This window comes from Arthrobacter sp. 05T442 (assembly GCF_056395945.1).
This window is the reverse complement of record NZ_JBFTKM010000001.1, coordinates 478913-505727: the sequence shown is the minus strand read 5'-3', so window position 1 is coordinate 505727 and position 26815 is coordinate 478913. Positions and strand designations below refer to the sequence as shown.

General features: G+C 65.9%; 24 protein-coding genes. 14 read left to right on the top strand and 10 right to left on the bottom strand.

The window, feature by feature from the left end:
- Nucleotides 1-22: 22 nt before the first annotated feature.
- From treY to glmS, 5 genes are all read right to left on the bottom strand, one after another.
- Nucleotides 23-2356, bottom strand: coding sequence for a malto-oligosyltrehalose synthase (gene treY / locus AC1DES_RS02405; protein ID WP_476894062.1), 2334 nt, complete (start codon nucleotides 2354-2356; stop codon nucleotides 23-25).
- Nucleotides 2353-4722, bottom strand: a complete 2370-nt coding sequence (gene glgX, locus AC1DES_RS02400) for a glycogen debranching protein GlgX (protein WP_476894061.1) — start codon at nucleotides 4720-4722, stop codon at nucleotides 2353-2355. The genes treY and glgX overlap by 4 nt, the downstream gene beginning before the upstream one ends.
- 89 nt (nucleotides 4723-4811) lie before the next feature.
- The gene (locus AC1DES_RS02395; RefSeq protein WP_476894060.1) at nucleotides 4812-6338 is read right to left on the bottom strand and encodes an NAD(P)H-hydrate epimerase; all 1527 of its coding nucleotides are present in this window, start codon (nucleotides 6336-6338) and stop codon (nucleotides 4812-4814) included.
- A gap of 79 nt (nucleotides 6339-6417) precedes the next feature.
- Complete coding sequence (locus AC1DES_RS02390) at nucleotides 6418-6765, bottom strand: holo-ACP synthase (RefSeq protein WP_043482943.1); 348 nt, start codon at nucleotides 6763-6765, stop codon at nucleotides 6418-6420.
- Between the two features lie 4 nt (nucleotides 6766-6769).
- Entirely contained in the window at nucleotides 6770-8662 is a 1893-nt protein-coding gene (gene glmS, locus AC1DES_RS02385; protein WP_476894059.1) for a glutamine--fructose-6-phosphate transaminase (isomerizing), read from the bottom strand.
- A 158-nt stretch (nucleotides 8663-8820) separates the two neighbouring features.
- On the opposite strand from glmS, the gene coaA reads away from it, so the two are divergent.
- From coaA to mscL, 3 genes are all read left to right on the top strand, one after another.
- Nucleotides 8821-9786, top strand: coding sequence for a type I pantothenate kinase (gene coaA, locus AC1DES_RS02380; protein ID WP_476894058.1), 966 nt, complete (start codon nucleotides 8821-8823; stop codon nucleotides 9784-9786).
- A gap of 5 nt (nucleotides 9787-9791) precedes the next feature.
- Nucleotides 9792-10739, top strand: a complete 948-nt coding sequence (locus AC1DES_RS02375; RefSeq protein WP_476894057.1) for a M15 family metallopeptidase — start codon at nucleotides 9792-9794, stop codon at nucleotides 10737-10739.
- A 208-nt stretch (nucleotides 10740-10947) separates the two neighbouring features.
- The gene (gene mscL, locus AC1DES_RS02370) at nucleotides 10948-11352 is read left to right on the top strand and encodes a large conductance mechanosensitive channel protein MscL (protein ID WP_476894056.1); all 405 of its coding nucleotides are present in this window, start codon (nucleotides 10948-10950) and stop codon (nucleotides 11350-11352) included.
- Nucleotides 11353-11455: 103 nt separating this feature from the next.
- On the opposite strand, the gene glmM is transcribed toward mscL, so the two are convergent.
- The 3 genes from glmM to rplM all read right to left on the bottom strand — a co-directional run bounded on the left by glmM (nucleotide 11456) and on the right by rplM (nucleotide 13996).
- Complete coding sequence (glmM, locus tag AC1DES_RS02365; protein WP_476894055.1) at nucleotides 11456-12817, bottom strand: phosphoglucosamine mutase; 1362 nt, start codon at nucleotides 12815-12817, stop codon at nucleotides 11456-11458.
- Between the two features lie 189 nt (nucleotides 12818-13006).
- Nucleotides 13007-13516, bottom strand: a complete 510-nt coding sequence (rpsI, locus tag AC1DES_RS02360) for a 30S ribosomal protein S9 (RefSeq protein ID WP_476894054.1) — start codon at nucleotides 13514-13516, stop codon at nucleotides 13007-13009.
- A gap of 36 nt (nucleotides 13517-13552) precedes the next feature.
- A complete protein-coding gene (rplM, locus tag AC1DES_RS02355; protein WP_015937805.1) occupies nucleotides 13553-13996 on the bottom strand; it encodes a 50S ribosomal protein L13 in 444 nt (147 codons plus the stop codon).
- A 318-nt stretch (nucleotides 13997-14314) separates the two neighbouring features.
- Between rplM and AC1DES_RS02350 the strand changes: the two genes are divergently transcribed.
- The 10 genes from AC1DES_RS02350 (at nucleotide 14315) to AC1DES_RS02305 (ending at nucleotide 23410) form a co-directional block, all read left to right on the top strand.
- Nucleotides 14315-15016, top strand: a complete 702-nt coding sequence (locus AC1DES_RS02350) for a prepilin peptidase (RefSeq protein ID WP_476894053.1) — start codon at nucleotides 14315-14317, stop codon at nucleotides 15014-15016.
- 269 nt (nucleotides 15017-15285) lie between these two features.
- Complete coding sequence (locus AC1DES_RS02345) at nucleotides 15286-15492, top strand: Flp family type IVb pilin (RefSeq protein ID WP_476894052.1); 207 nt, start codon at nucleotides 15286-15288, stop codon at nucleotides 15490-15492.
- A 148-nt stretch (nucleotides 15493-15640) separates the two neighbouring features.
- A complete protein-coding gene (gene cpaB / locus AC1DES_RS02340) occupies nucleotides 15641-16369 on the top strand; it encodes a Flp pilus assembly protein CpaB (protein ID WP_476894051.1) in 729 nt (242 codons plus the stop codon).
- A complete protein-coding gene (locus tag AC1DES_RS02335; protein WP_476894050.1) occupies nucleotides 16366-17559 on the top strand; it encodes a CpaE/TadZ family protein in 1194 nt (397 codons plus the stop codon). Before cpaB ends, AC1DES_RS02335 begins: the two co-directional genes overlap by 4 nt.
- A complete protein-coding gene (locus AC1DES_RS02330) occupies nucleotides 17556-19004 on the top strand; it encodes a CpaF family protein (RefSeq protein ID WP_476894049.1) in 1449 nt (482 codons plus the stop codon). The genes AC1DES_RS02335 and AC1DES_RS02330 overlap by 4 nt, the downstream gene beginning before the upstream one ends.
- Before the next feature lie 5 nt (nucleotides 19005-19009).
- Nucleotides 19010-19954, top strand: a complete 945-nt coding sequence (locus AC1DES_RS02325; protein ID WP_476894048.1) for a type II secretion system F family protein — start codon at nucleotides 19010-19012, stop codon at nucleotides 19952-19954.
- Nucleotides 19955-19967: 13 nt separating this feature from the next.
- Nucleotides 19968-20849, top strand: a complete 882-nt coding sequence (locus AC1DES_RS02320) for a type II secretion system F family protein (protein WP_476894047.1) — start codon at nucleotides 19968-19970, stop codon at nucleotides 20847-20849.
- A 59-nt stretch (nucleotides 20850-20908) separates the two neighbouring features.
- Nucleotides 20909-21364, top strand: a complete 456-nt coding sequence (locus tag AC1DES_RS02315; protein WP_476894046.1) for a TadE/TadG family type IV pilus assembly protein — start codon at nucleotides 20909-20911, stop codon at nucleotides 21362-21364.
- Complete coding sequence (locus AC1DES_RS02310; RefSeq protein WP_476894045.1) at nucleotides 21352-22815, top strand: pilus assembly protein TadG-related protein; 1464 nt, start codon at nucleotides 21352-21354, stop codon at nucleotides 22813-22815. The genes AC1DES_RS02315 and AC1DES_RS02310 overlap by 13 nt, the downstream gene beginning before the upstream one ends.
- A gap of 118 nt (nucleotides 22816-22933) precedes the next feature.
- Nucleotides 22934-23410, top strand: a complete 477-nt coding sequence (locus AC1DES_RS02305) for an Hpt domain-containing protein (protein ID WP_476894044.1) — start codon at nucleotides 22934-22936, stop codon at nucleotides 23408-23410.
- A 61-nt stretch (nucleotides 23411-23471) separates the two neighbouring features.
- Here the strand turns inward: AC1DES_RS02305 and AC1DES_RS02300 are convergent, their stop codons facing one another.
- Nucleotides 23472-24242 (bottom strand): response regulator transcription factor, encoded by a 771-nt coding sequence (locus AC1DES_RS02300; RefSeq protein ID WP_476894043.1) that lies wholly within the window; start codon nucleotides 24240-24242, stop codon nucleotides 23472-23474.
- Nucleotides 24243-24454: 212 nt separating this feature from the next.
- Here AC1DES_RS02300 and AC1DES_RS02295 point away from each other — a divergent pair, with 212 nt between their 5' ends.
- The gene (locus AC1DES_RS02295; RefSeq protein WP_476894042.1) at nucleotides 24455-25789 is read left to right on the top strand and encodes a sensor histidine kinase; all 1335 of its coding nucleotides are present in this window, start codon (nucleotides 24455-24457) and stop codon (nucleotides 25787-25789) included.
- A gap of 135 nt (nucleotides 25790-25924) precedes the next feature.
- On the opposite strand, the gene truA is transcribed toward AC1DES_RS02295, so the two are convergent.
- On the bottom strand, nucleotides 25925-26815 hold the full coding sequence (gene truA / locus AC1DES_RS02290; RefSeq protein WP_476894041.1) for a tRNA pseudouridine(38-40) synthase TruA: 891 nt from the start codon (nucleotides 26813-26815) through the stop codon (nucleotides 25925-25927).

Below are 26815 nucleotides of genomic sequence, written 5' to 3'. Positions count from 1 at the left end.
CGTTCCTTATCAATGGTTCGATTCAGTGCTTCTCGGCCGGCACCAGGAGGGCGACCGGGTAGGTGCCAAGGATCTGGCCCACCTCCACCGCGCCCGGACCGAAGGTGTTGCCGGTCAGTTCGTCCGCCATGGCGGTGTCGAGCTCGATCGCGGTGTCCTGCCAGCCGCCGCGCTGTTCCAGCCCGCGCGGAAGGCGGGTTGCCAGCGTGACGGCGCCGGGTTCGGCCGCGATGCCCCGGTCGAAGGCGAGCAGGTGCCCGGCCGCCGCGCCCACAGCGGTGACGGGCGTATACCCGGTGAACAGCTCCTGGCGGTCACGCCGCAGCCGCAGCGCCCGGGAGGTGACGAGGAGTTTTGCAGCGTCGTCCAGGTACGACGCCGGACGGTCGCCGGCGTCGAGCGCTGCCAGGGCCTTGCGGCGCTCGTCGAAGTCGAACGGCCGGCGGTTGTCAGGGTCCGTCAGGGAGCGGTCCCAGAATTCGGTGCCCTGGTAGACGTCCGGGACTCCGGGCATGGTGAGCTGGACGAGTTTGGCGCCCAGCGAGTTGGAGGCGCCGTAAGGCTCCAGCCGTGCCACAAGGGAATCCAGTTCGGCGCGCACGTCGGCGTTGTCGAAGGCGGCGTCGACGGCTGCGGTCAGCTTCGCCTCGAAGGCCTCGTCCGGGTCCAACCAGTCGGTCGAGTCTCCGGCCTCGCGGGCGGCCTTTTGGGCATAGGACTGCAGGCGCTCCCGGTCCGCTGGCCACGCTCCGGCAATGGCCTGCCACAGCAGGTTGGCCAGCGGCCCGTCCGGCAGGGGCGCGAGCTTCTGCAGCCGCTCCAGGGTCTCTTTCCACTCCGGGGCGAGCTCCGCGAGAACGGAGATCCGCGCCCGGGTGTCTTCGCTGCGCTTCGTGTCGTGGGTGCTGAGTGTCGTCATGGACAGTGGAAGTTCAGCCTGTCGGCGTGCCATCCTGGCGTGGAATTCCTCGGGTGTGACAGCGAATTCGGTGGGGTCGGCGCCGACCTCGGTCAGCGTGCCAAGACGGGTGTAACGGAAGAACGCGGTGTCCTCCACGCCCTTGGCCATGACCATGCCGGAGGTCTGCTGGAACCGGCGCCCCAGCTCCGCTTCGGCCCCGGGTCCGGCATCGAGCAGGCGGGGCAGCAGCAGCCCGACGGCGTGCTCTAGCCCGGGCCGGCGGCGGACGGCGAGTTCGCAGGCCTCCCGGAGGACGTCTGCCCCCTCCGGAAGGTAACTGCGGTAGACGGGGAAGGCGGCAATGATTTCCGAGAGTGCGTCGGCCGACTCCTCGACGGCCAGCCCGGTCCCGGCCGGCACGAGCCGGGCCAGGCGGAGCATTTCGGAGTGCAGGATCCCGTCGGTGATCCTGCGCTTGGTCCCGCGGATCATGTCCTCGTAGTCGGCGGCCTGGCCGCCGCGCAGTTCGGTGTCCAGCGCATCCAGCGCCTCCTGGCCGCCGGCGTCGACAAACACCCGGTCAACGTCCGCGAGGGCGTCGTAGCCGGTGGTTCCTTCGCACTCGAAGCTGGCGGGGAGCACCTCCCCCGGTTCCAGGATCTTCTCGATCAGCAGGTAGCTGCCGTCCGTGACCTCCCGCAGCCGGCGGAGGTAGCCTTCCGGATCGGCGAGCCCGTCCGGGTGGTCGATCCGCAGGCCGTCCACCAGTCCCTCGTAGAACCAGCGGACAACCTCCTCGTGGGCCTCGTCGAAGACTGCCGGGATTTCCACCCTGATCCCGGCCAGCGTGTTGACGGCGAAGAACCGGCGGTAGTTCAGTTCGTTGTCGGCGCGCCGCCAGCCGATCAGCTCGTAGTGCTGCCGGTCGTGGACCTGCCGGGGATCATCGCCCTCGGCGTAGCTGCCGGCCGCGAGCGGGAAACGGTGGTCGTAGTACCGCAGTTCCCCGTCCCGGATTTCGAGCTCGTCCAGACCGGAATCGTCGCCGAGCACGGGGATCCGGATCCGGCCCCCGCCGAAGTCCCAGTCGACGTCGAACGCCTGGGCGTAGCGGGAGTCCCGGCCCTCTTTCAGGAGGGACCACCACCACGGGTTCTGGGCCGGGGTGGCGACGCCGACGTGGTTGGGCACGATGTCGACGAGCACCCCCATGCCGGCGTCCCGTGCAGCTTTGGACGCGGCAAGCAGCCCCTCGGGTCCGCCCCGGTCCGGATCGACGGTGGCGGGGTCCGTGACGTCATAGCCGTGGTCCGAGCCCTGCTCGGCGGTGAGGATCGGCGAGAGGTAGATCCAGTCCACGCCGAGCGATTTCAGGTACGGCACGGTCGCGGCGGCGTCCTGGAGCGTGAAGCCCGGACGGATCTGCAAACGGTACGTGGAGACGGGTGTCCTCATGAAGCGGGTCCCTTCTTGGTCCTCGGCTTCTTGCCCGGGCCAGCCTTGGCGCCCTTTGCGGAGCCCTTGGCCGTGCCGGTCTTTGCCGGGCCGGAGACTTCCTGCGCAGGCTCGGCGGCTTTCGCCGGCGCCGGCTCGGCGGGAGATTCTTCCACCGGAGCAGGCTCTGCGGCTTTCGCCGCCGCGGGGGTCTCGTCCTCGGCGGTCTCGGCCATCGCGGCCAGCGACGCGGCGGCAGAGTAGTCCACCTCCACCTCCGGGCCGGAGTAGGCGCGCAGGACCACGAGGGACTTGGCCGCCAGCTTCAGGACGGATCCGGCCTTGAGCGGCTCGTCCGTTTCAGCCTGGTCGGCGGTGTCCACCAGGATTTCCCAGAACGGTGTGAACTCCTCTGCCGGCAGCAGGAAGTCGACGTTGTCGTCATGGGCGTTGAAGGCGAGCAGGAAGCTGTCGTCGGTGATCCGGCGTCCGCGCGAATCCTGTTCCTGGATGCCATGGCCGTTGTAGAACACGCCGATGGTCCGGCCGAATCCGCTGCCCCAGTCCTCGGGCAGCATTTCCTTGCCGTCGGTGTTCAGCCAGACGATGTCCGGAAGCTTCTCGCCCTCGCCGCGGCGGACCGGTCGGCCGTCAAAGAAGCGGCTGCGCCGGAAGATGGGGTGGTCGCGGCGGATCTTGTTGACGACGGCCGTGAACTCCACCAGCGGCTGGTCCATGGCCTCCCAGTGGATCCAGCTCAGCTCGGAGTCCTGGCAGTAGGTGTTGTTGTTGCCCTGCTGGGTGCGGCCCAGCTCGTCGCCGTGCAGGAGCATCGGGACACCCTGCGAGAGCAGCAGGGTCGCGATGAAGTTGCGCTGCTGGCGCGCACGCAGGGTCAGGACGGCGTCGTCGTCGGTGTCGCCTTCCGCGCCGCAGTTCCAGGACCGGTTGTGCGATTCGCCGTCGTTGTTGCCCTCGCCGTTGGCGTCGTTGTGCTTCTCGTTGTAGGACACGAGGTCACGCATGGTGAAGCCGTCGTGCGCGGTCACGAAGTTGATGGAAGCCACTGGACGGCGCGCAGAGCTCTCGTACAGGTCGGCCGAGCCGGTCAGCCGGGAGGCGAACTCGCCCAGGGTGGACGGTTCCCCGCGCCAGAAGTCGCGGACCGTGTCGCGGTACTTGCCGTTCCACTCGGTCCACTGCGGCGGGAAGTTGCCCACCTGGTAGCCGCCGGGGCCCACGTCCCACGGCTCGGCGATCAGCTTCACCTGGGAGACGATCGGGTCCTGCTGGATGAGCTCGAAGAAGGTGGAGAGCTTGTCCACATCGTAGAACTCGCGGGCCAGGGTGGAGGCCAGGTCAAAGCGGAACCCGTCCACGTGCATCTCCGTCACCCAGTACCGCAGGGAGTCCATGAGCAGCTGCAGGGAGTGCGGGTGCCGGACGTTGAGCGAGTTGCCGGTGCCGGTGTAGTCCATGTAGTGCTTCAGGTCGCCGTCGACCAGCCGGTAGTACGCCTGGTTGTCGATGCCCTTGAAGGACAGGGTCGGGCCGAGGTGGTTGCCCTCGGCGGTGTGGTTGTACACCACGTCAAGGATCACTTCGATGCCGGCCTTGTGCAGCTCGCGCACCATCGCCTTGAACTCCTGGACCTGGTGCCCGACATCGCCCGAGGAGCTGTACGTGTTCTGCGGCGCGAAGAAGCCGATCGTGTTGTAGCCCCAGTAGTTATTGAGGCCCTTCTCCACGAGGGTTCCGTCGTTGACGAACTGGTGGACGGGCATGAGCTCGATCGCCGTGATCCCGAGCTTCTTGAGGTGCTCGATCACGGCGGGGTGGGACACGCCCGCGTAGGTGCCGCGCTGCTCGTCCGGGACGTCCGGGTGCAGCTCGGTCAGGCCCTTGACGTGGGCCTCGTAGATGACGGACTCGTGGTACGGGATGCGCAGCTGGCGGTCGCCGTCCCAGTCGAAGAACGGGTTGATGACGACGCCGTGCATGGTGTGCGGTGCCGAGTCGGCGTCATTGCGGGACGCGGGATCCCCGAAGTTGTAGGAGAACAGCGCCGGATCCCAGTCGATCTGGCCCTGGATGGCCTTGGCATACGGGTCCATCAGCAGCTTGTTGGGGTTGAACCGGTTTCCGTGGTCCGGTTCGTACGGGCCGTGGACGCGGTAACCGTACTTCTGCCCGGGCTGGATCTGCGGCAGGTAGCAGTGCCACACGTAGCCGTCCACCTCGGTCAGCTCGATCCGGGTTTCGGTGAGATCGTCTGCCAGGAGACAAAGTTCCACCCTGTCTGCGAGTTCGCTGAACAGGGCAAAGTTGGTGCCAGTGCCGTCAAAAGTGGCTCCCAGCGGGTAAGCCGATCCGGGCCAGACTTCCATGTGTACTCCTCGTGCGTGCGGACAATCTCTAGACAGACTACTTGTAAGTAGGGTTAGCATCCCTCTCGGGGCGGTTCCGGGGCTCTTCGTTACACTTCCCGCATCACCCCGGGAACGGCATGGGCAATGGCGGTGGCCGTCAGCGGCCCCCCGCCGGAGGCCCGGCTGCCGGCGCGGCCGTGCAGGCTAGCGGCCATGGCTGCGATTCCTGCCCACCGCTCCTTCGGGGCAATTCCGTGGTCACGGAAAATCTCGTCGTTTCCGGAAAGCTGGGCCAGCAGCGCCCCCAGGATGCCGGCGAGGACGTCCCCGCTGCCGGCCGCGGCCATCCACGGCGTGGCGTCAGCCTGGCTAAAGACGGCCCCGGACGGGGCCGCGACGAGGGTCGTGGCGCCTTTGAGCAGGACCGTGGCCCCGGTCAGCGCGGCTCCCTGCCGGGCCGCGGCGAGCGTGGCATCCTCCACCGCGTCCCGTCCCGGCACGGCACCGTACCTCGCCAGAAGGGCGGCGAGTTCGCCGGCGTGCGGCGTCAGGACAACGTGGGGGGCCAGGACTTGCGGCAGGGCGGCCAGCGCGCCGGCGTCGGCCACCGTGGGAAGCCCGGCGTCCGCGGCGTCGCGGACGCGCTGGAGCTGATCGTGGGCGCCCTCATCGATGCCGGGACCCAGGAGCCAGGCCTGGACGTGGGTGTCCGCGGCGCCTTCCGGGCCGCAGACCACTTCGGGGCAGGACTGCCGGACCAGGTCCGCGACGGCCGGCGGGCCGAGGTAGCGCACCATACCGACGCCGGCGGCCAGGGCGCCTTTGCAGGCCAGCACCGCCGCACCGGGGTACCGCTGCGAGCCTGCGACCACGCCGAGGACGCCGCGGGAGTATTTGTGGGAACGCCGGGCGGGGTGCGGCAGGAGCCGGGAGAGGTCCTCCGCCTCGAGCCGGCGCAGCGCGGGCTCCGGCAGTGCGGCCTCGATCCCGATCGGGATGACCCGCACGCTGCCGGCGAAGTCAGCGCCGGGGTCGGCGAGGAGGCCTGCCTTTGCGGCGCCGAAGGTCACGGTCACGTCGGCGGCCAGCACGGGCGCGTGCGCCTCCCCCGTGTCCGCGTCGACCCCGCTTGGAATGTCGCAGGCGACCACCAGAGCCGGCCTGGTGCCCGCCAGAGCCTCAACCAACGCGGCGGCCGGCCCGCGCAGCCCGCCCTGGGCTCCTGTTCCAAGGATCGCGTCAATCACGACGTCGGCGCCTGCGGCAACCGCCGCCAGCTCCGCGACATTGTCCGCCGCCAGGGCAACGGCGTGCCCGCCGGACCTCCGGAACGCGGCGAGCCCGGCGTCGTGCGCGACATCTGCAGTCAGCACCGCTGTGGCCCGCATGCCGCGCCCGGCCAGCAGCGCAGCCGCGAAGAGTCCGTCGCCGCCGTTGTTGCCCTTGCCCGCCAGCACTGCGACGCTGGAGCCGTAGACGCGCCGGCCGCGGCGGCGCAGCTCGCCGATCACGGTGTTGGCGAGGCCGTAGGCGGCCCGCTGCATGAGAACAACGCCCGCACCGGAACCGAGGGCGTCGTCGAGAAATGGCTTCTCGACTTGCCGTATCTGGGTTCCGGTGTAGGCGCTGATCATGGTTTCAGTCCATTCGCGGTGCAGTCGCTGCGGAAAATCCGGTGCTCTTCAGGGCGGGTTCCGCCAGGCTGCGCCCTGTTCAGCCTTCGGCGAGGACGGTCGCGGTGGCGATGCCGCCGTCGTGGCTCATTGAAAGGTGCCAGCGCTTGACGCCCTTCGATTCCGCCACAGCCAGCACGGTGCCCTTGACCTGGACGGTGGGGCCGTTCTGGTCCAGGCCGATCCAGCAGTCCTGCCAGTTCATGCCGGCCGGGGCCCCCAGCACCTTGGCTACGGCTTCCTTTGCCGCGAAGCGGGCGGCCAAGGACCGCGTGTTCAGTTCGCGCTCTGCAGGGACGAACAGCCTGTCCCGCAGCCCGGGGGTGCGCTCCAGCTGCCGGCCGAACCGTTCAATGTCTACGACGTCTACGCCAATGCCAACGATCATGGCGTTATTCTACGGTCACGCTCTTGGCCAGGTTACGAGGCTGATCCACGTCGTAACCCTTGGCGGAGGCAAGTGCGAGGGCGAAGATCTGCAGCGGGACCGTGCTGAGCAACGGTGCCAGCAGCGTGGGCGTCTCCGGAATGTAGAAGACGTGCTCGGCGTAGGCCTTGACGGCCTCGTCGCCCTCTTCAGCGATCACGATGGTGTTGGCGCCGCGCGCCCGGACTTCCTGGATGTTCGAGACGACCTTGGCATGCAGCGAGTCGCGGCCCCGGGGTGAGGGGACGACGACGAAGACGGGCTGTCCTTCTTCGATCAGCGCGATCGGGCCGTGCTTGAGTTCACCGGCCGCGAAGCCTTCGGCGTGGATGTAGGCGAGTTCCTTGAGTTTGAGCGCGCCTTCCATCGCCACCGGGAAGCCGACATGGCGGCCCAGGAACAGCACGGACTTGGCGTTGGCCATAGCCGTGCCGAGTTCTTTGATCTGGTCCTCGTTGTCGAGGATCTGCTGGATCTTGGCCGGAATCTTGCCCAGGTCCGCCAGGATGTCCTTGATCTCGCCCTGGAACTTGTTTCCGCGCAGCTGTGCCAAATACAGGCCCAGGAGGTAGGCGGCCGTGATCTGTGCCAGGAACGCCTTAGTGGAGGCGACCGCGATCTCGGGTCCGGCGTGCGTGTAGAGCACGGCATCGGATTCGCGCGGGATGGTGGAGCCGTTGGTGTTGCAGATCGAGACCGTCTTGGCGCCCTGCTCCTTGGCGTACCGGACGGCCATGAGGGTGTCCATGGTCTCACCGGACTGGGAGATGGACACGATCAAGGTGTTCGCGTCGACGATCGGGTCGCGGTAGCGGAATTCGTGCGAGAGCTCGACCTCCGTGGGGATCCGGCACCAGTGCTCGATGGCGTACTTCGCCACCTGGCCGGCGTAGGCAGACGTTCCGCAGGCCAGGACGATGATCTTGTCGACGCTCTTGAGCAGCTCGGGGTCGATCCGGAGCTCATCAAGCGTCAGTTTGCCGTGGATGTCGGACCGGCCCAGGAGGGTCTGGAGCACGGCATCGGGCTGGTCGTGGATTTCCTTCTCCATGAAGGACGGGAAGCCGCCCTTCTCCGCGGAGGCCGGATCCCAGTTGACGTGGTATTCCTTGCCTTCGGCCGGGGCACCGTAGAAGTCCGTGATCTCCACAGAGTCTGCCGTGATGGTGACGATCTGGTCCTGGCCCAGCTCCACCGCCCGGCGGGTGTAGTCAATGAAGCCCGAGACGTCGGAGCCGAGGAAGTTCTCGCCCTCGCCCAGGCCGACAACGAGCGGGGAGTTGCGGCGGGCTGCCACCACGACGTCCGGCTGGTCGGCGTGCACGGCGAGCAGCGTGAAGGCGCCCTCGAGCCGCTGGCAGGCAAGCTGCATGGCCTTGGTCAGGCCGCCCTTGGAGCTGTCCCCGCCCAGCTGGTTCCGGTAGATGTCTCCCAGCAGCGCGGCCGCCACTTCGGTGTCCGTCTCGGAGCGGAACGTTACGCCCTTGCGCAGCAGCTCGAGCTTGAGTTCTGCAAAGTTTTCAATGATGCCGTTGTGGATCAGCGCCAGCTTGCCGTCGTCGGACAGGTGCGGGTGCGCGTTCTGGTCGGTCGGGCCGCCGTGGGTGGCCCAGCGGGTGTGGCCGATGCCGGTAAGGGACGCGGGCAGGGGGTTGACCTCCAGCTCCGCGATCAGGTTGCTGAGTTTGCCGGACTTCTTGCGGGACGAAATCGTCCCGTCAGCGACGACCGCGATCCCGGCGGAGTCGTAGCCGCGGTACTCCAGGCGCCGCAATCCTTCAAGGACGACATCCAAGGCATTGTGTCCAGTATTTACCCGGCCAGCTGAGTGGCCCACATATCCAACGATTCCACACATGGTTCTAAGCCTAGCGGGTTTCCCGGACGGAGGGCGTCGAACCAGCCCGGTTTGACGCGCCGCGGCCCGCTCCGGGGCGCGCCGCGCCCCCATCCCGGCAGGACTGCCCCCGGCCTGTCCATTTCGCTCTCAGCGGTGCGAAGGGCAGAATCTCTAGGGTGACTTTGCAACGCAATGAAGCGAACGGCGACGGCGTCTCCCCGTTCGTAGAGCTGGACCGGCAGACATGGTCCCGGCTCGCTGCCCAGATGGAGCAGCCCCTCAATGAAGAGGACGTGGTCCGCCTGCGGGGCCTGGGCGATCCCCTCGACATGAAGGAAGTGCGCGAGGTCTACCTTCCCCTGTCCCGGCTCCTGCACCTGTATGTAGAGGCCGCCGGCCAGCTTCATGCGGCAACCACTACCTTCCTCGGCGAGCAGACCCAGCGCACACCGTTCGTGATCGGCGTCGCCGGTTCGGTGGCCGTGGGCAAGTCAACAATCGCGCGTGTGCTCCGGGAGATGCTCCGGCGCTGGCCGGGCACGCCGAATGTGGAACTCATTACCACGGACGGCTTCCTCTATCCGCTGGCTGAACTCAAACGCCGGCAACTGCTCGAACGCAAGGGTTTTCCGGAGTCCTACGACCGCCGCGCCCTGCTGCGGTTTGTGAGCGAAATCAAAGGCGGCGCGGAGGAAGTCCGGGCACCCTGGTACTCCCACGTGACGTATGACATCGTGCCGGGGAGGGAAGTGGTAGTCCGCCGCCCGGACGTGCTCATTGTTGAGGGGTTGAACGTCCTGGCCCCCGCGCGGCCGCGCCCGGACGGCCGGCAAGGCCTGGCACTGAGCGATTTCTTCGACTTCTCGATCTACGTTGATGCCAAGACCTCCTATATCGAGGAGTGGTACGTCGACCGTTTCCGCAAGCTGCGGACCACGGCCTTTGCGCAGCCGGAATCCTACTTCCACCGCTACGCCACCCTCTCCGATGCCGAGGCAGAACAGACCGCCCGCGACATCTGGAAGCGCATCAACGAACCCAACCTGGAGGAGAACGTCCTCCCGACCAGGGGCCGCGCACAGCTGGTCCTGACCAAGGATGCGGATCACTCCATCCGGCGGATGCTGCTGAGGAAGGTTTAGCACACATGTGCCACGACGGTGCCGGCAGGCGGCAGGCGGAAGGACCTTCAGGGCAGGCGGAACGGCGGACGGCCCCGCCAGAGGCCCCCAGCCGGCGGACCTTCAGCCGTTTCCTCGCAGCCGGGGCCGGCCTGGCCGCCCTTACAGCGTGCACGCCCGCGACTCCCCCGCCGCCGTCGTCCGCCTCTGGCCCGGCCGCGTCCTCACCCTCCACCGCCGCCCCGTCATCGTCCGCATCCGCGTCCCCGGTACCGGGCACGACGCCGGCGGCGACCGCGGGGGCGACGCCTGGACCGGCGCCTGCCAGCGCCCCGTCGGGAGCGGCGCCGTCGGCGACCGCCCCCGGGCCACAGCATTCACATACCGACCCCACCAGCCCGTGGGTGGTGGTCAACAAGCACCGTGCGCTTTCCCCCGCTGACTTCGTGCCGCCGGACCTCGTCCGCCCGGCCATCCGGCTGGCAACGTCCGGCGAAGCGTCGCTGCTGAACAGCACCACGGCGGCAGCGGCGGAGAAGATGTTCGCGGCCGCAGCCGCGGACGGCGTGAGCCTGACCCTGGCCAGCGGGTACCGTTCCTACGCGACGCAGACCAGCACGTACGGCAACTACGTGAACACCCGGGGGCAGGCCGAGGCCGACACCGCTTCCGCCCGACCGGGCTATTCGGAGCACCAGACGGGGTGGTCCTTCGACATCGGCGACGGCGGCGGGGCATGCAGTTTCCAGCCCTGCTTCGCGGAGCAGCCGGCGGCGGTATGGGCCAAGGCGAATGCCCACCGCTTCGGGTTCGTGGTCCGCTACCCGTGGAACCTCCACGGGATCACCGGCTACTACTACGAGCCCTGGCATCTGCGTTACATCGGCACCGAGGCGGCGACGGATATGAAAAACCGCGGAATCGGGACTTTGGAGGAGTACTTCGGCCTGGAAGCCGCGCCAGCCTACCTGTAGCGCAGGTCCGCGCGGACTTTCCCCACTTTTGCCACCAGGGCGACGGGACACGCCTTCGTAATCGCCGACACCCCGGCCGGACCGGGGATATGTGGGGAAACTGGGCGGCCTCGCGGACGACCGGTGTGCCCTGGCTCTTCCGTCGCAATACGAAAAATTAACGCTGCCGTCACATGGCTCTGCGCACAGGTGGGATACATTGGGCCGCATGCTGACCGGGTTCAAGAACTTCATCCTCAAGGGCAACGTCGTAGACCTTGCCGTCGCAGTCGTTATCGGCGCCGCTTTCGGTGCCGTCGTAACGGCACTAGTCCAGAGCGTCCTCATGCCGTTCATCGCCGGCCTGGTTGGTTCGCCCAACTTCGACCGCTTTGCCGTCGTAACCCTCAATGGAAACGATATTAAGTTTGGCGTCTTGTTGACGGCGATCGTCAACTTCCTCCTGATCGCAGCCGCCATCTATTTCGTGGTCGTGATACCAATGAACCACTTGATTGAACGGCGCAACCGCCGCCTCGGCATCAACCAGGACGTCAAGGAAGAAGCCGCAGAGGATCCGCAAATCGCCCTGCTGACCGAAATCCGTGACTCGCTCCAACAGTCCCGTCCCTGAGCCGCGACTTTACGGACAGGAAAGACTAAGGGAAAAGCGGCCCGCCTCCGATGGAGGCGGGCCGCTTTTCCTGCTGCCTGGGCCTGGGGGTCCGCGCGGAACGCTAGTCGGAAACGAGCGCCAGCGCGAGCTCGGTCCGGACCACCTGGGCGAGGCGTTCCGCCACATCCTGGGCAGTGTCGTGGTCTCCGGCTTCGACCATCACCCGCACCACGGGTTCGGTCCCGGAGGGGCGAAGCAGCACGCGGCCCGTATCACCGAGTTCGGTTTCGGCGATGGCCACAGCCTCCGCCACGGCCTCGTCGCCCTTGACCCGGGTGCGGTCCACGCCTTTGACGTTAATGAGCACCTGGGGAAGCTTGGTCATGACTTTCGCGAGTTCCTTCAGGGGCCGGCCGGTGAGTGCGACCTGGGCAGCAAGCTGCAGTCCTGTCAGGACGCCGTCGCCGGTCGTGGCGTGGTCGGCAAAGATCACGTGCCCGGACTGTTCGCCGCCGAGGTTAAAGCCGCCGTCGCGCATTTCCTCCAGCACATAGCGATCGCCCACGCCCGTTTCGCGCAGGCTGATTCCGGCCTCGCGGAGGGCAATCTTTAGTCCAAGGTTGCTCATCACGGTGGCCACCAGGACATCGTCTTTAAGTTTGCCGGCTGCCTTGAGGGCCACAGCGAGGATGGCCATGATCTCGTCGCCGTCGACCTCGTTGCCCTCGTGGTCCACGGCCAGGCAGCGGTCGGCGTCGCCGTCGTGGGCAATGCCAAGGTCCGCGCCCTGTTCCAGGACGGCGCGCTTGAGCGGGCCAAGGTGCGTTGAGCCCACGCCCTCGTTAATGTTCAGTCCGTCCGGTTCGGCGCCGATCACGATGACGTCGGCGCCGGCGTCCTTGAACACCTGCGGGGAGCACCCGCTGGCTGCGCCGTGGGCACAGTCGAGGACTACTTTCAGACCGTCCAGGCGGTGCGGAAGCGTCCCGAGCAAGTGCACGATGTAACGGTCCTCGGCGTCGGAGAATCGCTGGATCCGTCCGACCTCGCCGCCGACGGGCCGGTGCGGTTCCTTGCCGAGCTGCTCCTCAATGGAGTCCTCGACGTCGTCGGGGAGTTTCTGCCCGCCGCGGGCAAAGAATTTGATGCCGTTGTCCGGCGCGGGGTTGTGGGACGCGGAGATCATGACGCCGAAGTCAGCGTCGAGGTCGGCAACGAGGTACGCGGCGGCCGGGGTGGGCAGCACGCCGGCGTCGTAGACGTCGATCCCGGAGCTGGACAGGCCGGCTTCCACGGCGGCCGCGAGGAACTCTCCGCTGGCGCGCGGGTCTCTGGCAACCACGGCGCGCGGCCGGGTCCCGTTGGTGTTGCGGTCATGGCCAAGCACGACGGCGGCAGCCTGCGCCAGCTGCAACGCCAGCTCGGCCGTCAGCAGGCCGTTCGCCAGGCCCCGGACTCCATCTGTTCCAAATAATCTAGACATCGGGTCAAGTTTAGTCGATGGGCGGCCAAAGCCGGGCCTCCTCGTGCCGGCAGGCCCGGTGTCGGGCCGGAATGCAGGCCGTAATCCGGGTTTGACCTCGCCAGACTTCGAAGGTTAGACGCCGAAAACCCGCCCCGCCACAAAGGGCGGAACGGGCTTTCGTGCAAGCGCTGAACGCTTGGAAGCGACTTAGCGCTTGGAGTACTGCTGAGCCTTGCGGGCCTTCTTGAGCCCGGCCTTCTTGCGCTCGATGACGCGGGCGTCGCGGCGCAGGTAACCGGCCTTCTTCAGGGTGGCGCGGTTGTTCTCGGTGTCGATCTCGTTCAGTGAACGGGCGATGCCGAGGCGCAGGGCACCGGCCTGGCCGGAAATGCCACCACCGTGGATGCGGGCAATGACGTCGTAGGCGCCATCAAGATCGAGGATCTTGAAGGGCTCGTTGACGTCCTGCTGGTGCAGCTTGTTCGGGAAGTAGTTGGCCAGCTCGCGGCCGTTGATGGTCCACTTGCCGGTGCCGGGCACGATGCGAACGCGTGCGACGGCTTCCTTGCGACGGCCAACTGCTGCGCCGGCGACGGTGAGTGCCGGGCGTTCCTTCTTCGGCGCTTCTGCTTCCGCAGGACCGCTTTCCGAGGTGTAGCTGGTCAGGTTTTCCTCAGCCGCAACGGCCTCGGTGGTCAGTTCTTCGTTCTGAGCCACGATTCTCCTTGATTAAAAGTTGGTTGGTGGCCAGGACTACTGGGCGACCTGGGTGATTTCGAAAGTCTTGGGCTGCTGTGCGGCGTGGGGGTGCTCTGCACCGCGGTACACCTTCAGCTTGCCCAGCTGCTGTGCAGCGAGGGAGTTCTTGGGGAGCATGCCCTTGATGGCCTTCTCCACGGCGCGGACCGGGTTGGATTCCAGCAGCTCCGCGTAGTTGACGGAGGTCAGGCCGCCCGGGTAACCGGAGTGGCGGTAAGCGCGCTTCTGCTCCAGCTTGGCGCCGGTGAGGGCAACCTTTTCAGCGTTGATGATGATGACGAAGTCGCCCATGTCCATGTGGGACGCAAAGGTGGCCTTGTGCTTGCCGCGCAGCAGGATTGCGGTCTGGCTGGCGAGACGACCAAGGACAACGTCTGTGGCGTCAATGACGTGCCACTGGCGGTTGATATCGCCGGGCTTCGGGGTGTACGTACGCACGGTGTTTGCCTCGTTCTTGTTCTGGCGTTCTTGTTTTAGGTGCCACACGAAGGTGCACCTACTATCTATGCGCTACCGGAACAGAGGTGAGGGCTCTATGTAACCAGTAATCCTGTTGTCCCGAATGTGCACGTTGAGTAGTCATCCTGCAACCGGATTCTCAAGCGGGCACGCATCATCGAGAAGGACACGCACAACGACTACCAAGAATAGCGGACTGCGGGCGCCTGGGTCAAAATGGGGTGTCCGGATGCATCCAGCGTGCTCGCTGTTTCGCACGCCCACCCGTGCCGGCCCGTCCCATCCTAAGGAGGACCCGTGTCCGATCCCGCCGCCGCCGGCACCGTCTCACTGCTGTTCGCCGCGCCGGCCGGAACTCTTCCCGGGGCTTTCTTCATAGCCGGCGTGGGCTTCCTGGGCGCATGCCTGTCCCTGATGGCCGAACTTCTCATACGGCGCGCGGTCCCCCGCATCGACGGAGCTTTGACGGTACGCACCAGGACCACGACGGCGGCTGGCACCTTAGCGCTCTCCTCCCTCCTTGCCTGGCGCTTCGGTCCGTCGCCCGAGCTTCCCGCATATCTCGCGCTGGCTGTGGCCGGCGTCCAGCTGGCGCGGATCGACCTGCTCCACCACCTGCTGCCTAACCGCATAGTCGTGCCCCTACTCGGGGCCGGGCTGGTTCTGCTGGGGGCAGCCGCGGGGGTGTCAGGGGAGGCCGGAAACCTGCTGCGGGGGGCGGCCGGCGCGTCAATTTTGTTCGTTTTGTATCTCTTTATGGCGCTGACCAGCCGAAACGGCCTTGGAATGGGCGATGTCAAGCTTGCAGCGCCACTTGGCCTGTACTTGGGGTACCTAGGCTGGACGCACTTGTTTTACGGCGGAGCCTTGGGGTTCGTCGCAGGTGGCGTCGCTTCCCTGCTCCTCATCCTCAAAAACCGCGGAAACAAGCCGAAGGAAGTGCCCTACGGGCCGTCGATGCTGGCTGCGGGATTGGCCGTCGTCCTGCTGCTGCCCTAGGTGGGCCTGCGCCATTCGCGGGTGCGAATTCAGTAAGACGGCTTACGAAACCAAGTAGTCGAGCCCTCCTCCTACTTGGAAACTGAGTACACCTCTTATTTGGGGGCAGGTGGTGCCTCATTTCCCTTCCAAAAAGTCGAGTATCCCCCTTCGTTGCGCCGCTGATAACGGCCGTGCAAATGTTGTCCCAACGGAACTCCAGCGAATAAGCAAAGGGGATTTGCTGGAAATTCGTTCTTTATTCGCTAACTCTGGAAAAGGAAATTGAAATGACTGGTCTCATGGTCTCAATGATTGCTTTCGTCGCCGGCGTAAAGGACAAGCTCACTGGTGAAGAGAAGGGCGCCACCGCCGTTGAATACGGAATCATGGTGGCGCTGATCGCGGTCGTCATCATTGCCTCGGTCGCCCTCTTCGGCACCAGCCTCCGCACTGTCTTCACCAACATCACGACCCAGCTCAACACGGTCCGATAAGCAGCCTCACCGCCCGCTGCCCTGCCGGCTGTCCGTCATATGAGGGACAGCCGGCAGAGTCGTTCCCGGCCCGGGAACCACATCCAGCCTGACGCCACAACGTGCGTCCGCGCATTGTTGAGCTGTACGAAGAGGTGAGGAAACAATCATGAAATCGCGTTTATTCGCAGGGCTAGCTGCGCTCGTACTGGCAATCGCCGGCACGTTGATGCTGGTGAACTACGTGTCAAATGCCGACCGCCGCGCACAGGAATCACTCGATCCTGTTGACGTTGTCGTCGTCGATACGCCGGTTCCGGCCGGAACCAGGGTGGAAGACCTGGCATCCCATGTTCGGGTCCGGTCCGTCCCGGGAGCGGCGAAAGCCGACGGCGCCCTGACATCGCTTGACGGTTCCGGCGGGCAGGTCACGTCCGTTGCGCTGGAACCCGGGGAACAGGTGCTTGCGAGCCGCCTGGTCGACCCGTCACAACAAACCACTCCGGGAGCCGTTGAAGTTCCTGATGGAATGCAGGAAGTCACGATCCTCCTGCCGCCGGAAAGCGTAGTCGGCGGCACCCTCCGTGCAGGAGACCTGGTGGGGCTGTACGTCACTCAAACAGACCCGGCGTCGCCCCAGCAGGCCAGCACCCAACTGGTTTTCGACAAAGTACTCGTTACTGCGGTCCAGCAGGCCGCGCCCAGTGGTGGAAGCGGAGACAAAGGGACCTCAGCCGTCCCAAGCGGCTCGTCGTTCGTCACCCTGGCCCGCAATTCGACCGACTCGGCAAAAATCATTCTCAGTGCCCGCGTCGGCAATATCTGGTTGACCAAGCAGACAGTGAAAACTCCGGCCAGCGTACGCACGGCCGTCACTACCAACGGGATCTTCCAATGAGCCGCTTCCTTGTCCTGACCTCATCAGCGGAGTTCGAGCGCCACCTCGCCACGGCCCTGGGAAACGCGCACGAGGTTCAGGTCCTTGCATCTGAAGCCGCGGGGGGCAGCCCGGACCACTTGCTGGCCCGAAACCTGGGCGGGGCCGTCGATGTGATGGTTTTTGGCCCCGACATCAGTACAGAACAGATGCTGGTCATGGCGGCAGGCCTCGAGCACGCGTTCCCGGACATGGTGCTCGTGCTGGTGGCAAATGCGGCACCGGAGCTCATGCTCGCCGCCATGCGGTCCGGCATCCGCGATGTCCTGCCGCCGGACACGGAGGCAGGACGGCTGCGTGCAGCGTTGGAACGCGCTGCCGAAACGTCCAGGAGCCGCAAGCAGCTTGCCTTCGACGAGAGGGGCCAGAAAGGCGTCCGCGGGCGGGTCATCTCAGTGATGTCCCCGAAGGGAGGAGTGGGGAAGACCACCGTTGCCACCAACCTGGCCATTGGACTGGCCAAACTGGCCCCGATGGGGGCGGTCATTGTCGATCTCGACCTTCAATTCGGCGACGTAGCCTCGGGGCTGGGCCTGGAGCCCCAGTACACCATCAATGACGCAGTGACGGGTGCAGCGTCGAGTGACGCCATGGTGCTCAAGGCCTTCCTTAGCCGGCATCCGTCGGGGGCCTATGCCATGTGTGCGCCACGGCGGCCGGCGGAAGCGGACCTCATCAAGCCCGCGCACGTTACGACCCTGATCAACCAGCTCTCGCTGGAATTCCCTTACGTCATTTTGGATACGGCGCCGGGTCTCGGGGAAGAGGTCCTGGCGGTCCTGGAACTGGCCACGGACGGCGTCTGGGTTTGCGGGATGGACATTCCCAGCATCCGTGGCCTCAACCACGGACTGGAGGTGCTGCGGCAACTTGATCTGATGCCCCCGTCCAACACGATTGTCCTCAACTTCGCCGACAAGCGCAGCGGACTAACCGTCCAGGACATCGAAGCCACAGTTGGGCTGCCGGTCGACATCATCCTGCCGTGGTCCCGCACATTGCCGTTTTCAACCAACGCCGGTGTACCGCTGCTCCAGGACAACCGGCGGGATCCTGCCCTGAAAGGGTTGAGGAACCTGATATCGCTTTTCGGCCCGAATTCGTCAACACCCGCCAGCAAGAACGCGCACCGAAGGGACGAAAAGCCATGAGTCTCGTTGATCGACTTCAAGCCGCCCGAATGACCACGGCGAGCCCGGCGGAGGCGGTCAATCCGGCCGGTGCCGCCCCGGTTTCCGTTCCCCCGGCAGCGGAACCCGCCAGCGGCCAGCTCTTGGGAACCCTGGCCAAAGCACCCCAGACTGCCACGTCGGACGCCCTCGCCGGGATCAAGAAGCGCGCGGCCGAAGAACTGACGGCCCGCCTGGGCAGCCGGATCACCGACAGCAGCCTCGATGAAGGTGACGTACGGCGCATGGTCCGCGAGGCACTTGGAGCGTTCATCGATGACGAACAGGTTCCCCTGACACCCGAGGAACGACGGCGCCTGGTCCGCGAGATCGTTGACGAAATCCTGGGTCTCGGGCCGCTCCAGCGGCTTCTGGACGATCCGCTCGTCACGGAAATCATGGTCAACGGCGCTGAACGGATCTACGTCGAACGCGGCGGCCGGCTGCACTTGACCGGGACATCGTTCACCTCCGATGCCCACCTGCGCAGGGTCATCGAGAGGATTGTTTCAAGGGTTGGGCGTCGAATTGACGAGTCCTCGCCGCTGGTTGATGCCCGGCTGCAGGACGGCTCACGGGTCAATGCCGTGATCCCGCCCCTCGCCGTGGACGGTCCATCGTTGACGATTCGAAAGTTCTCCGCCGTACCACTGACCGTCGAGGACCTGATCAGGTTCGACTCCATTTCACCGGCCATGGCACAGTTGCTCCACGCATGTGTCCAGGCACGCCTGAACATCATCGTCTCCGGCGGTACCGGCACGGGAAAGACCACACTGCTCAACGTTCTCTCCTCGTTCATTCCTGACGACGAACGCATCGTCACCATTGAAGACGCTGTGGAGCTTCAACTGCAGCAGGAGCACGTGGTCCGTCTGGAAAGCCGGCCGGAAAACGTTGAAGGCCGGGGCGCCGTGGGCATCCGTGAACTCGTGCGGAATTCCCTGCGCATGCGGCCGGACAGGATCGTGGTTGGCGAAGTCCGCGGCGGAGAAGCCCTGGACATGCTCCAGGCCATGAACACCGGCCATGACGGTTCCATCTCCACAGTGCACTCAAACTCGCCCCGGGATGCAATAGCCCGCCTGGAGACCCTCGTTCTCATGGCTGGGATGGATCTTCCACTGCGGGCCATCCGCGAACAAATCGCCAGCGCAGTCCACCTGATCGTTCAGTTGAGCAGGCTGAAAGACGGGACGCGAAGGGTCACCCACATCACCGAAGTCCTGGGCATGGAGGGGGACGTCGTGACGTTGCAGGACGCTTTCGTCTTCGACTACGCGGCCGGCATTGACCAGGATGGCCGGTTCATCGGCAAACCCATTCCCACAGGTGTCCGCCCGCGCTTCGTGGAACGATTCGCCGACCTTGGAATCAGCGTTCCCAGCGACATCTTCTTCCCCGCGCCCCACAAGTCGGGACGGTGAGACCCGTGCCCCAGGAATCTGTTGTGCTTGCAGGTGCCGTGCTCATTCTGCTCGCCGTGGCCCTCGCCCTTTTTGTAGCGTTCCGGCCCCGGTACACCGACATCCACGTCGACCGAAGAAGGCCGCCGGCGGAGTCCAACTCCTCGATGATTTCGAGGTTGAGCGGCGTCACGGTCGCGGCCATGGAGCGTCGCGTCGGGCACAAGAGCAACGGCCCTTTTGGTCGCGATGCGCTCGGCGGGGCAGGCCTGAAACTCCAGCCCGCCGAATTCGCCGTCCTGATCCTGGTTGCCGCGTTCATTCTGGGCCTGGCGGGCTTCGTGCTTCAGGGCTGGCTTCTGGCCGTCGTGTTCGCCGGCATCTGTCCGGTGGCCGCCAGGGCGCTTATCTCGTTCAGAACCGGCCGCCGCCGCGCCGCCTTCGAGGCCCAGCTCAGCGACATGCTCATGTCCCTCTCCGGCAGCCTGCGCGCCGGCCACAGCATCGCCCAGAGCATGCGCAGCGCCAGCGTCGAGATGTCGGCTCCGATGGGTGAGGAACTCGCCCGGATCGTCAACGAGGACAGGGTCGGCCGTCCGCTTTCAGAGTCCATGGCCGAGGTAGGCCAGAAGTTTCAGTGCGAGGACTTCCAGTGGCTCAGCCAGGCAATCGAGATCAACCGGGAAGTTGGCGGCGACTTGGCCGGGGTCCTCGACCACGTTGCAGACACCGTTCGAGAACGGGCACAGATCAAGGGCCAAATCCGTGCATTGGCGGCGGAAGGAAAGTTCTCGGCATACATCCTGATTGCGTTGCCGTTCTTCGTCGCACTCTTCATCAACATCGTCAATCCGGGATACATGTCCGTCCTGACCTCGACTGTACTGGGCTGGGTCCTCATCACAGCCAGCGTGGTCATGATGGCCATCGGATCCTTCTGGATCAGCCGCATGGTCAAGATCGCATTCTAAGGAGCTGAGCACATTGACCACCACAGTCTGGCTGCTGATCGCAAGCATCATCCTTCCCTTGACCTACTTTGCCTGGTCACTGATTGGCGTCGACAGGGCCACCGGCCGTTTGATCCAATCCAGGCTCGCAGCTGCTTCGACCCCGCGGCCCGGTGATACCGAGGCCGGTCCCCACGGGCTGGTCCTCCTGGCCCGCAAGCTGACACCGACGGCCTACGTGCACCACCTGGACCAGATGCTCGGGAAGGCAGGACGGCCGGCGTCAATGCCGCTGGACCGCCTCCTGACGCTGAAACCGCTGGCGGCCCTTGGCGGTGCCCTGCTCGCCGTTCTTGTCGGTGGGGCAAAAAGCCCGCAGGGAGGCCTGATGTCTGTGGGTCTCACAGCGGCCTGCTACGCCCTTCCCGACCTTCTCGTTTACAACAGCGGCACGAAGCGCCAGGCGAGATTGCGGCTGGATCTGCCCAATGTCATGGACCAACTGCTGATCTCGGTCGAGGCAGGCCTGGGGTTTGAGGTCGCCATGGCCCGGGTGGGGACGAACGGTTCGGGTCCCGTCGCGGAAGAGATGGTGCGGACGCTGCAGGACATCCAGGCCGGGAGTACCCGCCGTGACGCCTACAAAGCCATGGCCGCGCGGTCCTCGGTTCCGGAGTTGAAGAGCTTCGTGAGCGCAATCATCCAGGCTGATGTACAGGGGCTTTCCGTGGCGCGGGTATTGAAACCCCAGGCGGACCAGATGCGAATCAGGCGACGTCTTCGGGCAGAAGAAAAAGCCATGAAACTTCCAGTCGCGGTGGTATTTCCGCTGCTCCTCTTTATCTTCCCGCCGCTGTTTATCGTCATCCTTGGCCCCGCCGTCATTAACACCATCGCCACATTTTCGGGCCGTTGATGAACGTATCCAACCGGCACGCCGTTCAGGAATCACTTTCGGATTGAAAGGAGCAACAGATGCTTGGGTCCAAAACAGGACATCGAGGGGTTCGGGATGACCGGCAGCGCGGTGCGACGGCAGTGGAATTTGCCTTGATCCTGCCCTTGCTCCTGTCCATGCTCCTTGGCGTGATCGACTTTGGAATGGCCTTAGGTCAAAGCGTCAGCCTGCAGGGAGCCGCCCGCGAAAGTGCGAGGCAGGGGGTGACGCAAGGTGACGTCATTGCGTCCGCCAACCATGCAGCGGGTTCGCTGGACAGCAGCCAACTCCAGGTCCGGTTCTCCGTCGACACGTCAGCAGGGGCGCCGGGAGTCATGGTCGTTTGCCTGCGCTACCCCGAGTCCTCCCTGACCGGTTTTTATTCGTGGGTACTCGGTGGCGTCTTCGAGGCCAAAGCCGTTATGAAAATGGAAAGCCCGGCGGCTGTGCCCTCCGGTGCACAGCGTTGGACCGGAGGATCATGCACGCCTTGACACCAGGACAGTTCGTGAAGCGGCTTCGCCGCGATCGCAGTAACCGGGAGCACGTGAAGGAAAAGAACAAGCCCGGCAAGGCATCCCGGGAGCGTGGAGCGGCTGCAGTCATCTTCGCCCTGACGATTCCGGTGCTCTTCGGAGCCCTTGCGATGGCCCTCGATGTCGGCTCGCTGGTGTACGAGCGCCAGCACCTGAGCAACGCGCTGGACGCCGCAGCGCTAGCCGGCGCAGCGTCGCTCCCTGGTGATCCGGTGGCCGCCCGCAACGCCGCGATGTCATTCGCCCGGGCCAACGACCCCGCAGCGTCCCCTACGGTCACCTTCTGGTGCGTGGTGGCTTCAACAGGCGCGGGCCGGACCGTCCTCAGCAGCCAGATCCCGAGCGTTTGCAACCCCGGAGCGATTACCGGGGCCAGGTGCAGCGAGACTATCTGCGCCATCCCCTGCATCCCTGGGGCCGGAACCTCCTGTAATTCGATCACAGTAAGCGACGACAAAGACGTCGCGTTCCGGTTCGCTCCCGTGATCGGGATTAATAGCGGTAACACCGGCTCGCTGGCCTCGGATGCCTGCAAAGGCTCCTGCGGCACCCAGACCCCGAACCCCATGGATGTCGCCCTGGTCGCGGACCGCACCGGCAGCATGAGTAACGCCGACCTCGCCAGCATGAAAGCCGCAATTCAAACCACGCTCAAGACGATGACCAACGACCAGCAATACGTAGCACTTGGCACCATCGGCCGCAGCGATACCACATCCGGCTGTATCACCGCCCCGTCGGGCTCGGCAACGAGTGGCCCATGGATTCCTGTCCCGTTCTCCAACGATTACACCACGTCAGGCGCGCCGCCGGCTCTGAACAACGGCAGCGCGCTCGTCCAGGGTGTGCAGTGCCTGACCCACTCGGGGATTGGCACGTACCTGGCGTCACCCATGAAGGCCGCGGCGCGGTATTTGCTTGGCCTGGATCCCAACAACTTGGTGAGCCTGCCGGCGCGCGCAGGAACCCCCCGTAAGGCCATTGTCCTGGAGACGGATGGACAACCGAACGAGACCGGCACCGGAGGATCCACCTCGGTGGACGTCGCCGGCGACGTCCAGAGCTCAGACGGGGCGGTCGCCTGCAACAATTTGAAGGCGGTCGCGGCGGACGCAAAGGCGAGAGGAATCCTGGTCGTCACTGTCGCTTACAACGCAGCGACTTCCGCCCGATGCGGAGGTAGCCCTGCGTTTGTGCGCGACGTTCTCGCTGCTGCCGCCTCCGAAAAGTCCCCGGCAGTCCCAAGCACCGCCAGCAATGATTGTTCGACGCCGGCGCTGGCGGCCGCGGAGAACTCCGACGGAGATTACTTCTTCTGCGCGTCAAACGGAGCGGACCTCGGTCCGATCTTTGTCTCGGCGATCAATGCGATCAGCTCGAACTCCCGCCTGATCCGGATTCCCGGCTGACGGCTTGCGGTACGCCTTTCCGGGGCCGCCAACGGCTCCCGCCCGGAAAGCCACAGGGTTTCCGCAGGAATGCCCGGAGTGCACGGCAGGGGCCCCTGACAGGAAGTAGCGTGGTCACATGTCTTTACTAGCCGCAGCCCCCGACGACGGCAACGCGGGCACGGCATTGGCCCCCTGTAACGCTGCGTGCGGCGCCGGGCAGCCCGTGCCCGACTCGGCCCCGGCTGCCGCTCTGGGCGTCGCGCCGCTCGTGGACCCCGCTGCGCTGCAGGACCTCAGCGTCCAGCTGCAAAGTCCGGCCGTAGCCAAGGGATTCGCCCGGGACTACGCCAAAATGTGGGACCAGAGGTACCGTTCGCTGGCGTCGGCCCTTGAGCGCCGTGACGAAGCGGCCTCGCTGGACGCCGTGCTGAGCGTCCGGACATCGTCTCAGATGGTCGGCGGCCTCCGTCTTGCCCAGCTCGCCGGAGAGCTGGAAACGGCCATCCGTGCCGGCGACTTGGAGCATGCACGCTCGCTCCTTGCGGACGTGGCCGAGCGCGGCGGCGAAACCATGGACGAGCTTCAATTCAGCTACGTCGTCCGGGACAGCTGACGCCGGGGGCTGACCGGCCCCGAGCTTGGCCGGCCACCTTCAAGGGCACGGTCCCCGGCCGCTACCGTGCCGGCGCCAGCCGGTATCCCACGCCGCGGACGGTCTGGAGCCAGCGCGGCTGCAACGGGTCCTCGCGCAGCTTCCGCCGGAGGTTTCCGATGTGCACTTCGACTGCGCGCTCATCGGATTCGCTGATGTACGCGTCTGCCCGGTAGTACTCACCGCGCACCACCCGGACAAGGTCGGTCTTTGACCGGACCGCGCCTGCAGCCTTGAGCAGCGCGTGCAGGAGATCGAACTCGCTGCGGGTCAGGCTTACGGGGACGCCGTCAACCGCCACGGAGCGGGTCTCCGGGTTCAGCTCCAGGCCGTTGTGGCGGAACGCAGAGTCTTCGGGCGCGGTGGACGCCGGCATCATGGCGGTTTCAGGAACCGGGGCGGACAGGGCTGACAAGACATCCTGGCGCGGCCGCCGCATCATCGCTCCGACCCGGGCACGCAGTTCGCGCGGCCTGAACGGCTTGGCCAGGAAGTCATCCGCCCCGGTATGGAATGCCGTGAGCGTATCGAGCTCGTCGGTTCGAGCCGTCAGCATGACGACGTACGCGTCGCTGAACTGCCGAATGCGTCGGAGCACCTCGAACCCGTCAATGTCCGGAAGACCCACATCCAGGGTGACGACGCTGGCCGCCTCGCGCCGGACGACGTCCACCCCTTCCCGCCCTCCCGCGGCGGAGTGGACTTCGAACCCGGCCTGGCTCAACACGGCTTCGACTAGGTTCCGAACATCTTCGTCGTCTTCAACGACGACGGCGACTCCCATGTCAGTCATGGCCCCCCTCACATCTGGCAAGCTCCGCGGCCTACCGCGGATGCGCAGGCAGCGTTGATCTCGTCGGCCCCCAACCGGCACTGTCAGAATACCCACGGACGAAGGCAAAAAACGCTGCGGCGCAGCAACAGACGCCACAAAACTTGGATTTGTGTCACGGTTATGTGACACCGGGTGTAAAACTGGAGCAGCAAGAAAGGGGCGCGGCTTCAGTGGGTGAAGAATTGCGGGTCCGGGGTGCGGGCCGGTTCGTCAAGGATTTGGGCCCGCGCGCCCGGCTTCTGGCGTGCCAGCTCCCGCTGGCTCTCGTGGTGGCGGCTGCGGTCATTGGGGCGCCCGGAGGCTGGCGGCCCGGCGTCCTCGGAAGCGTCCTCGGCCTCGCAGGGCTGGGCATCTATGCGGCCCTGCTGACCCTCATGATTCGCAGGATCGAATCCAAGGAAGCTGAGCTGCACGCCCTGCTCGCGGACAGCAGGGAGCGTGGACAGCTCCTCGGCGCCATTCTGGACACCGTCGACGTCGGCATCGTGGCGGTGGACGCTGATGGCCGCCGCCTGCTGACGAACAGCTGGCAGGCCGTCCTGGAGGCATCCGCGGCACCTCACAGCGGTCTCCGGGTGCCGGAGGAGGGGCAACTTGCGTTGACGGGCCAGGACAAGACGACTCCGCTACCGCTCGACCGGCATCCTCTCCGGCGTGCACTCGCCGGCGAATCGTTTGCCGACTATCTGGTCTGCTTCGGGGGGGCTCCGGGCAGCCGGGTGGTGTCCACCGCCGCCCGGGCGCTGAAGAACGACGACGGCGCGTTCCGGGGCTCGGTGGTGGTGTTCAACGAGGTCACGGGCATGGCCGATGCCCTGGCTGCCAAGGATGACGTGGTGTCCACGGTCTCACATGAGTTCCGCACGCCGCTGACTTCAATCATCGGCAACCTGGACCTGGTCCTTGCCGACATGGAGGACCTCCCAGCCCCGGCAGTCCGCCGCATCGAGGTCGCGCAGCGCAATGCCGAGCGGCTGCTCGCCCTGGTCTCCGACCTCCTGATGTCCGCGACCTCCGCCGTCCATCTTCATCCCCGCCGCACCGACCTCGCCGGCCTGGTGGAGGCCACCCTGAGTTCCGCGCAGGCACATGCCCAGTCGTCGCTGGTCTCGCTGTCGGCGGAAATCCCCGCGCCCCTGTGGGCCCACGTTGATCCGCTCCGCATCGGCCAGGCACTGGACAACCTCGTTTCCAACGCCATCAAGTACTCGCCGGACGGCGGTTCTGTCCGGGTCTCGGCGAGCACTGAGGACGGCCGGATACGGCTTCACGTCCAGGACACGGGCATGGGCATGACCGCCGCAGACGCAGAGCGGGTATTCACCCGGTTCTTCCGGAGTCCCGTGGTCCGGGAAGGGGCAATCCCCGGGGCAGGACTCGGATTGTCGATCACCAAGGCAATCGTGGAACGCCACGGGGGGACGATCTCCTGCACCACGCTTCCAGGCCGCGGCAGCACGTTCACCGTCGAGCTTCCCGCCGAGGGTCCCCCGGCGGCCTTCTAATGCGCCGGGGATTCCCAGCCTTTGGAGGTCCCGGCAGGCGTGTTGGGCCGAACCGCCGTCGACTAGCGGTTTCGCGCCGTCGAAGGTGGGGAAGTTCCGCGGCGACCTGCACGAAAATTCTGGATGCCGTCGGTCTTACGCGCGCATAGCCCTTGTCAGCTCTGCCCGGGCCAGCATTCCGCTTTCCGACGGGTAGGCCACTTCCTCAAGCACCAGCGGATGCGGGGCAGCCAGCACCGACTTGGCGTCCCGCTGCCGGGCAAGCAGCCGTTCCAGCATCCATTCCGGGGATTCCAGGCCCTCCCCCACGAAGAGCGCCGAGCCCACGAGGGAACGCACCATGTTGTGGCAGAACGCGTCAGCCTGCACCGTGGCGACAATGACGCCGTCGGTGCCGCGGGCGAATTCGAAGCGCTGCAGCTCCCTGATGGTGGTCGCTCCCTCCCGCGGCTTGCAGTAGGAGCGGAAATCCTGCAGCCCCAGCAGCTGCGAGGCGCCCTCGTTGAGCAGCCCGACGTCCAGCGGGGCGTTGTGCCAGAGCGTCGAGTAGCGGCCCAGCGGGTCCCAGAGCGCGGGGCCGTCCGCGATCCGGTAGGAGTAGCGGCGCCAGAGCGCGGAAAAACGCGCGTCGAAGCCCTCCGGAGCCACAGTGACGTGGTGGACTTCGATCGCTCCGCTGAGTTGCCCCAGCCCGCGGCTCAGGGCGCCGCGCACGCGGCGGAGCAAGGCGACGGCGGGATCCAGCTCGGCGCCGCGGTTCAGGCCCAGCCACTCGGCCTGCGTGAGGTTCAGATGCACCACCTGGCCGCGGGCGTGTACGCCCGCATCTGTCCGGCCAGCCACCGTGACCCGGACCGGGCGCCGGATAAGCAGCTCAAGGGCCTGCTCCAGCGTGCCCTGGACAGTGCGCAGGCCGGGCTGGACGGCCCACCCGCTGAAGGGGCCGCCGTCGTAGCCCAGATCCAACCGGATACGCAAAAACCCGCCGCCCCCCATGACGGGGGCAGCGGGTTTTGGCTCGTTCAT

What these genes read in the sequence shown, in the direction of transcription:
- treY (WP_476894062.1), bottom strand. Translation starts at nt 2,356, where the DNA reads ATGAGGACACCCGTCTCCACGTACCGTTTGCAGATCCGTCCGGGCTTC.
- glgX (WP_476894061.1), bottom strand. Translation starts at nt 4,722, where the DNA reads ATGGAAGTCTGGCCCGGATCGGCTTACCCGCTGGGAGCCACTTTTGAC.
- AC1DES_RS02395 (WP_476894060.1), bottom strand. Translation starts at nt 6,338, where the DNA reads ATGATCAGCGCCTACACCGGAACCCAGATACGGCAAGTCGAGAAGCCA.
- AC1DES_RS02390 (WP_043482943.1), bottom strand. Translation starts at nt 6,765, where the DNA reads ATGATCGTTGGCATTGGCGTAGACGTCGTAGACATTGAACGGTTCGGC.
- glmS (WP_476894059.1), bottom strand. Translation starts at nt 8,662, where the DNA reads ATGTGTGGAATCGTTGGATATGTGGGCCACTCAGCTGGCCGGGTAAAT.
- AC1DES_RS02375 (WP_476894057.1), top strand. Translation starts at nt 9,792, where the DNA reads ATGTGCCACGACGGTGCCGGCAGGCGGCAGGCGGAAGGACCTTCAGGG.
- mscL (WP_476894056.1), top strand. Translation starts at nt 10,948, where the DNA reads ATGCTGACCGGGTTCAAGAACTTCATCCTCAAGGGCAACGTCGTAGAC.
- glmM (WP_476894055.1), bottom strand. Translation starts at nt 12,817, where the DNA reads ATGTCTAGATTATTTGGAACAGATGGAGTCCGGGGCCTGGCGAACGGC.
- AC1DES_RS02345 (WP_476894052.1), top strand. Translation starts at nt 15,286, where the DNA reads ATGACTGGTCTCATGGTCTCAATGATTGCTTTCGTCGCCGGCGTAAAG.
- cpaB (WP_476894051.1), top strand. Translation starts at nt 15,641, where the DNA reads ATGAAATCGCGTTTATTCGCAGGGCTAGCTGCGCTCGTACTGGCAATC.
- AC1DES_RS02335 (WP_476894050.1), top strand. Translation starts at nt 16,366, where the DNA reads ATGAGCCGCTTCCTTGTCCTGACCTCATCAGCGGAGTTCGAGCGCCAC.
- AC1DES_RS02330 (WP_476894049.1), top strand. Translation starts at nt 17,556, where the DNA reads ATGAGTCTCGTTGATCGACTTCAAGCCGCCCGAATGACCACGGCGAGC.
- AC1DES_RS02315 (WP_476894046.1), top strand. Translation starts at nt 20,909, where the DNA reads ATGCTTGGGTCCAAAACAGGACATCGAGGGGTTCGGGATGACCGGCAG.
- AC1DES_RS02310 (WP_476894045.1), top strand. Translation starts at nt 21,352, where the DNA reads ATGCACGCCTTGACACCAGGACAGTTCGTGAAGCGGCTTCGCCGCGAT.
- AC1DES_RS02305 (WP_476894044.1), top strand. Translation starts at nt 22,934, where the DNA reads ATGTCTTTACTAGCCGCAGCCCCCGACGACGGCAACGCGGGCACGGCA.
- AC1DES_RS02300 (WP_476894043.1), bottom strand. Translation starts at nt 24,242, where the DNA reads ATGACTGACATGGGAGTCGCCGTCGTCGTTGAAGACGACGAAGATGTT.
- truA (WP_476894041.1), bottom strand. Translation starts at nt 26,815, where the DNA reads ATGAACGAGCCAAAACCCGCTGCCCCCGTCATGGGGGGCGGCGGGTTT.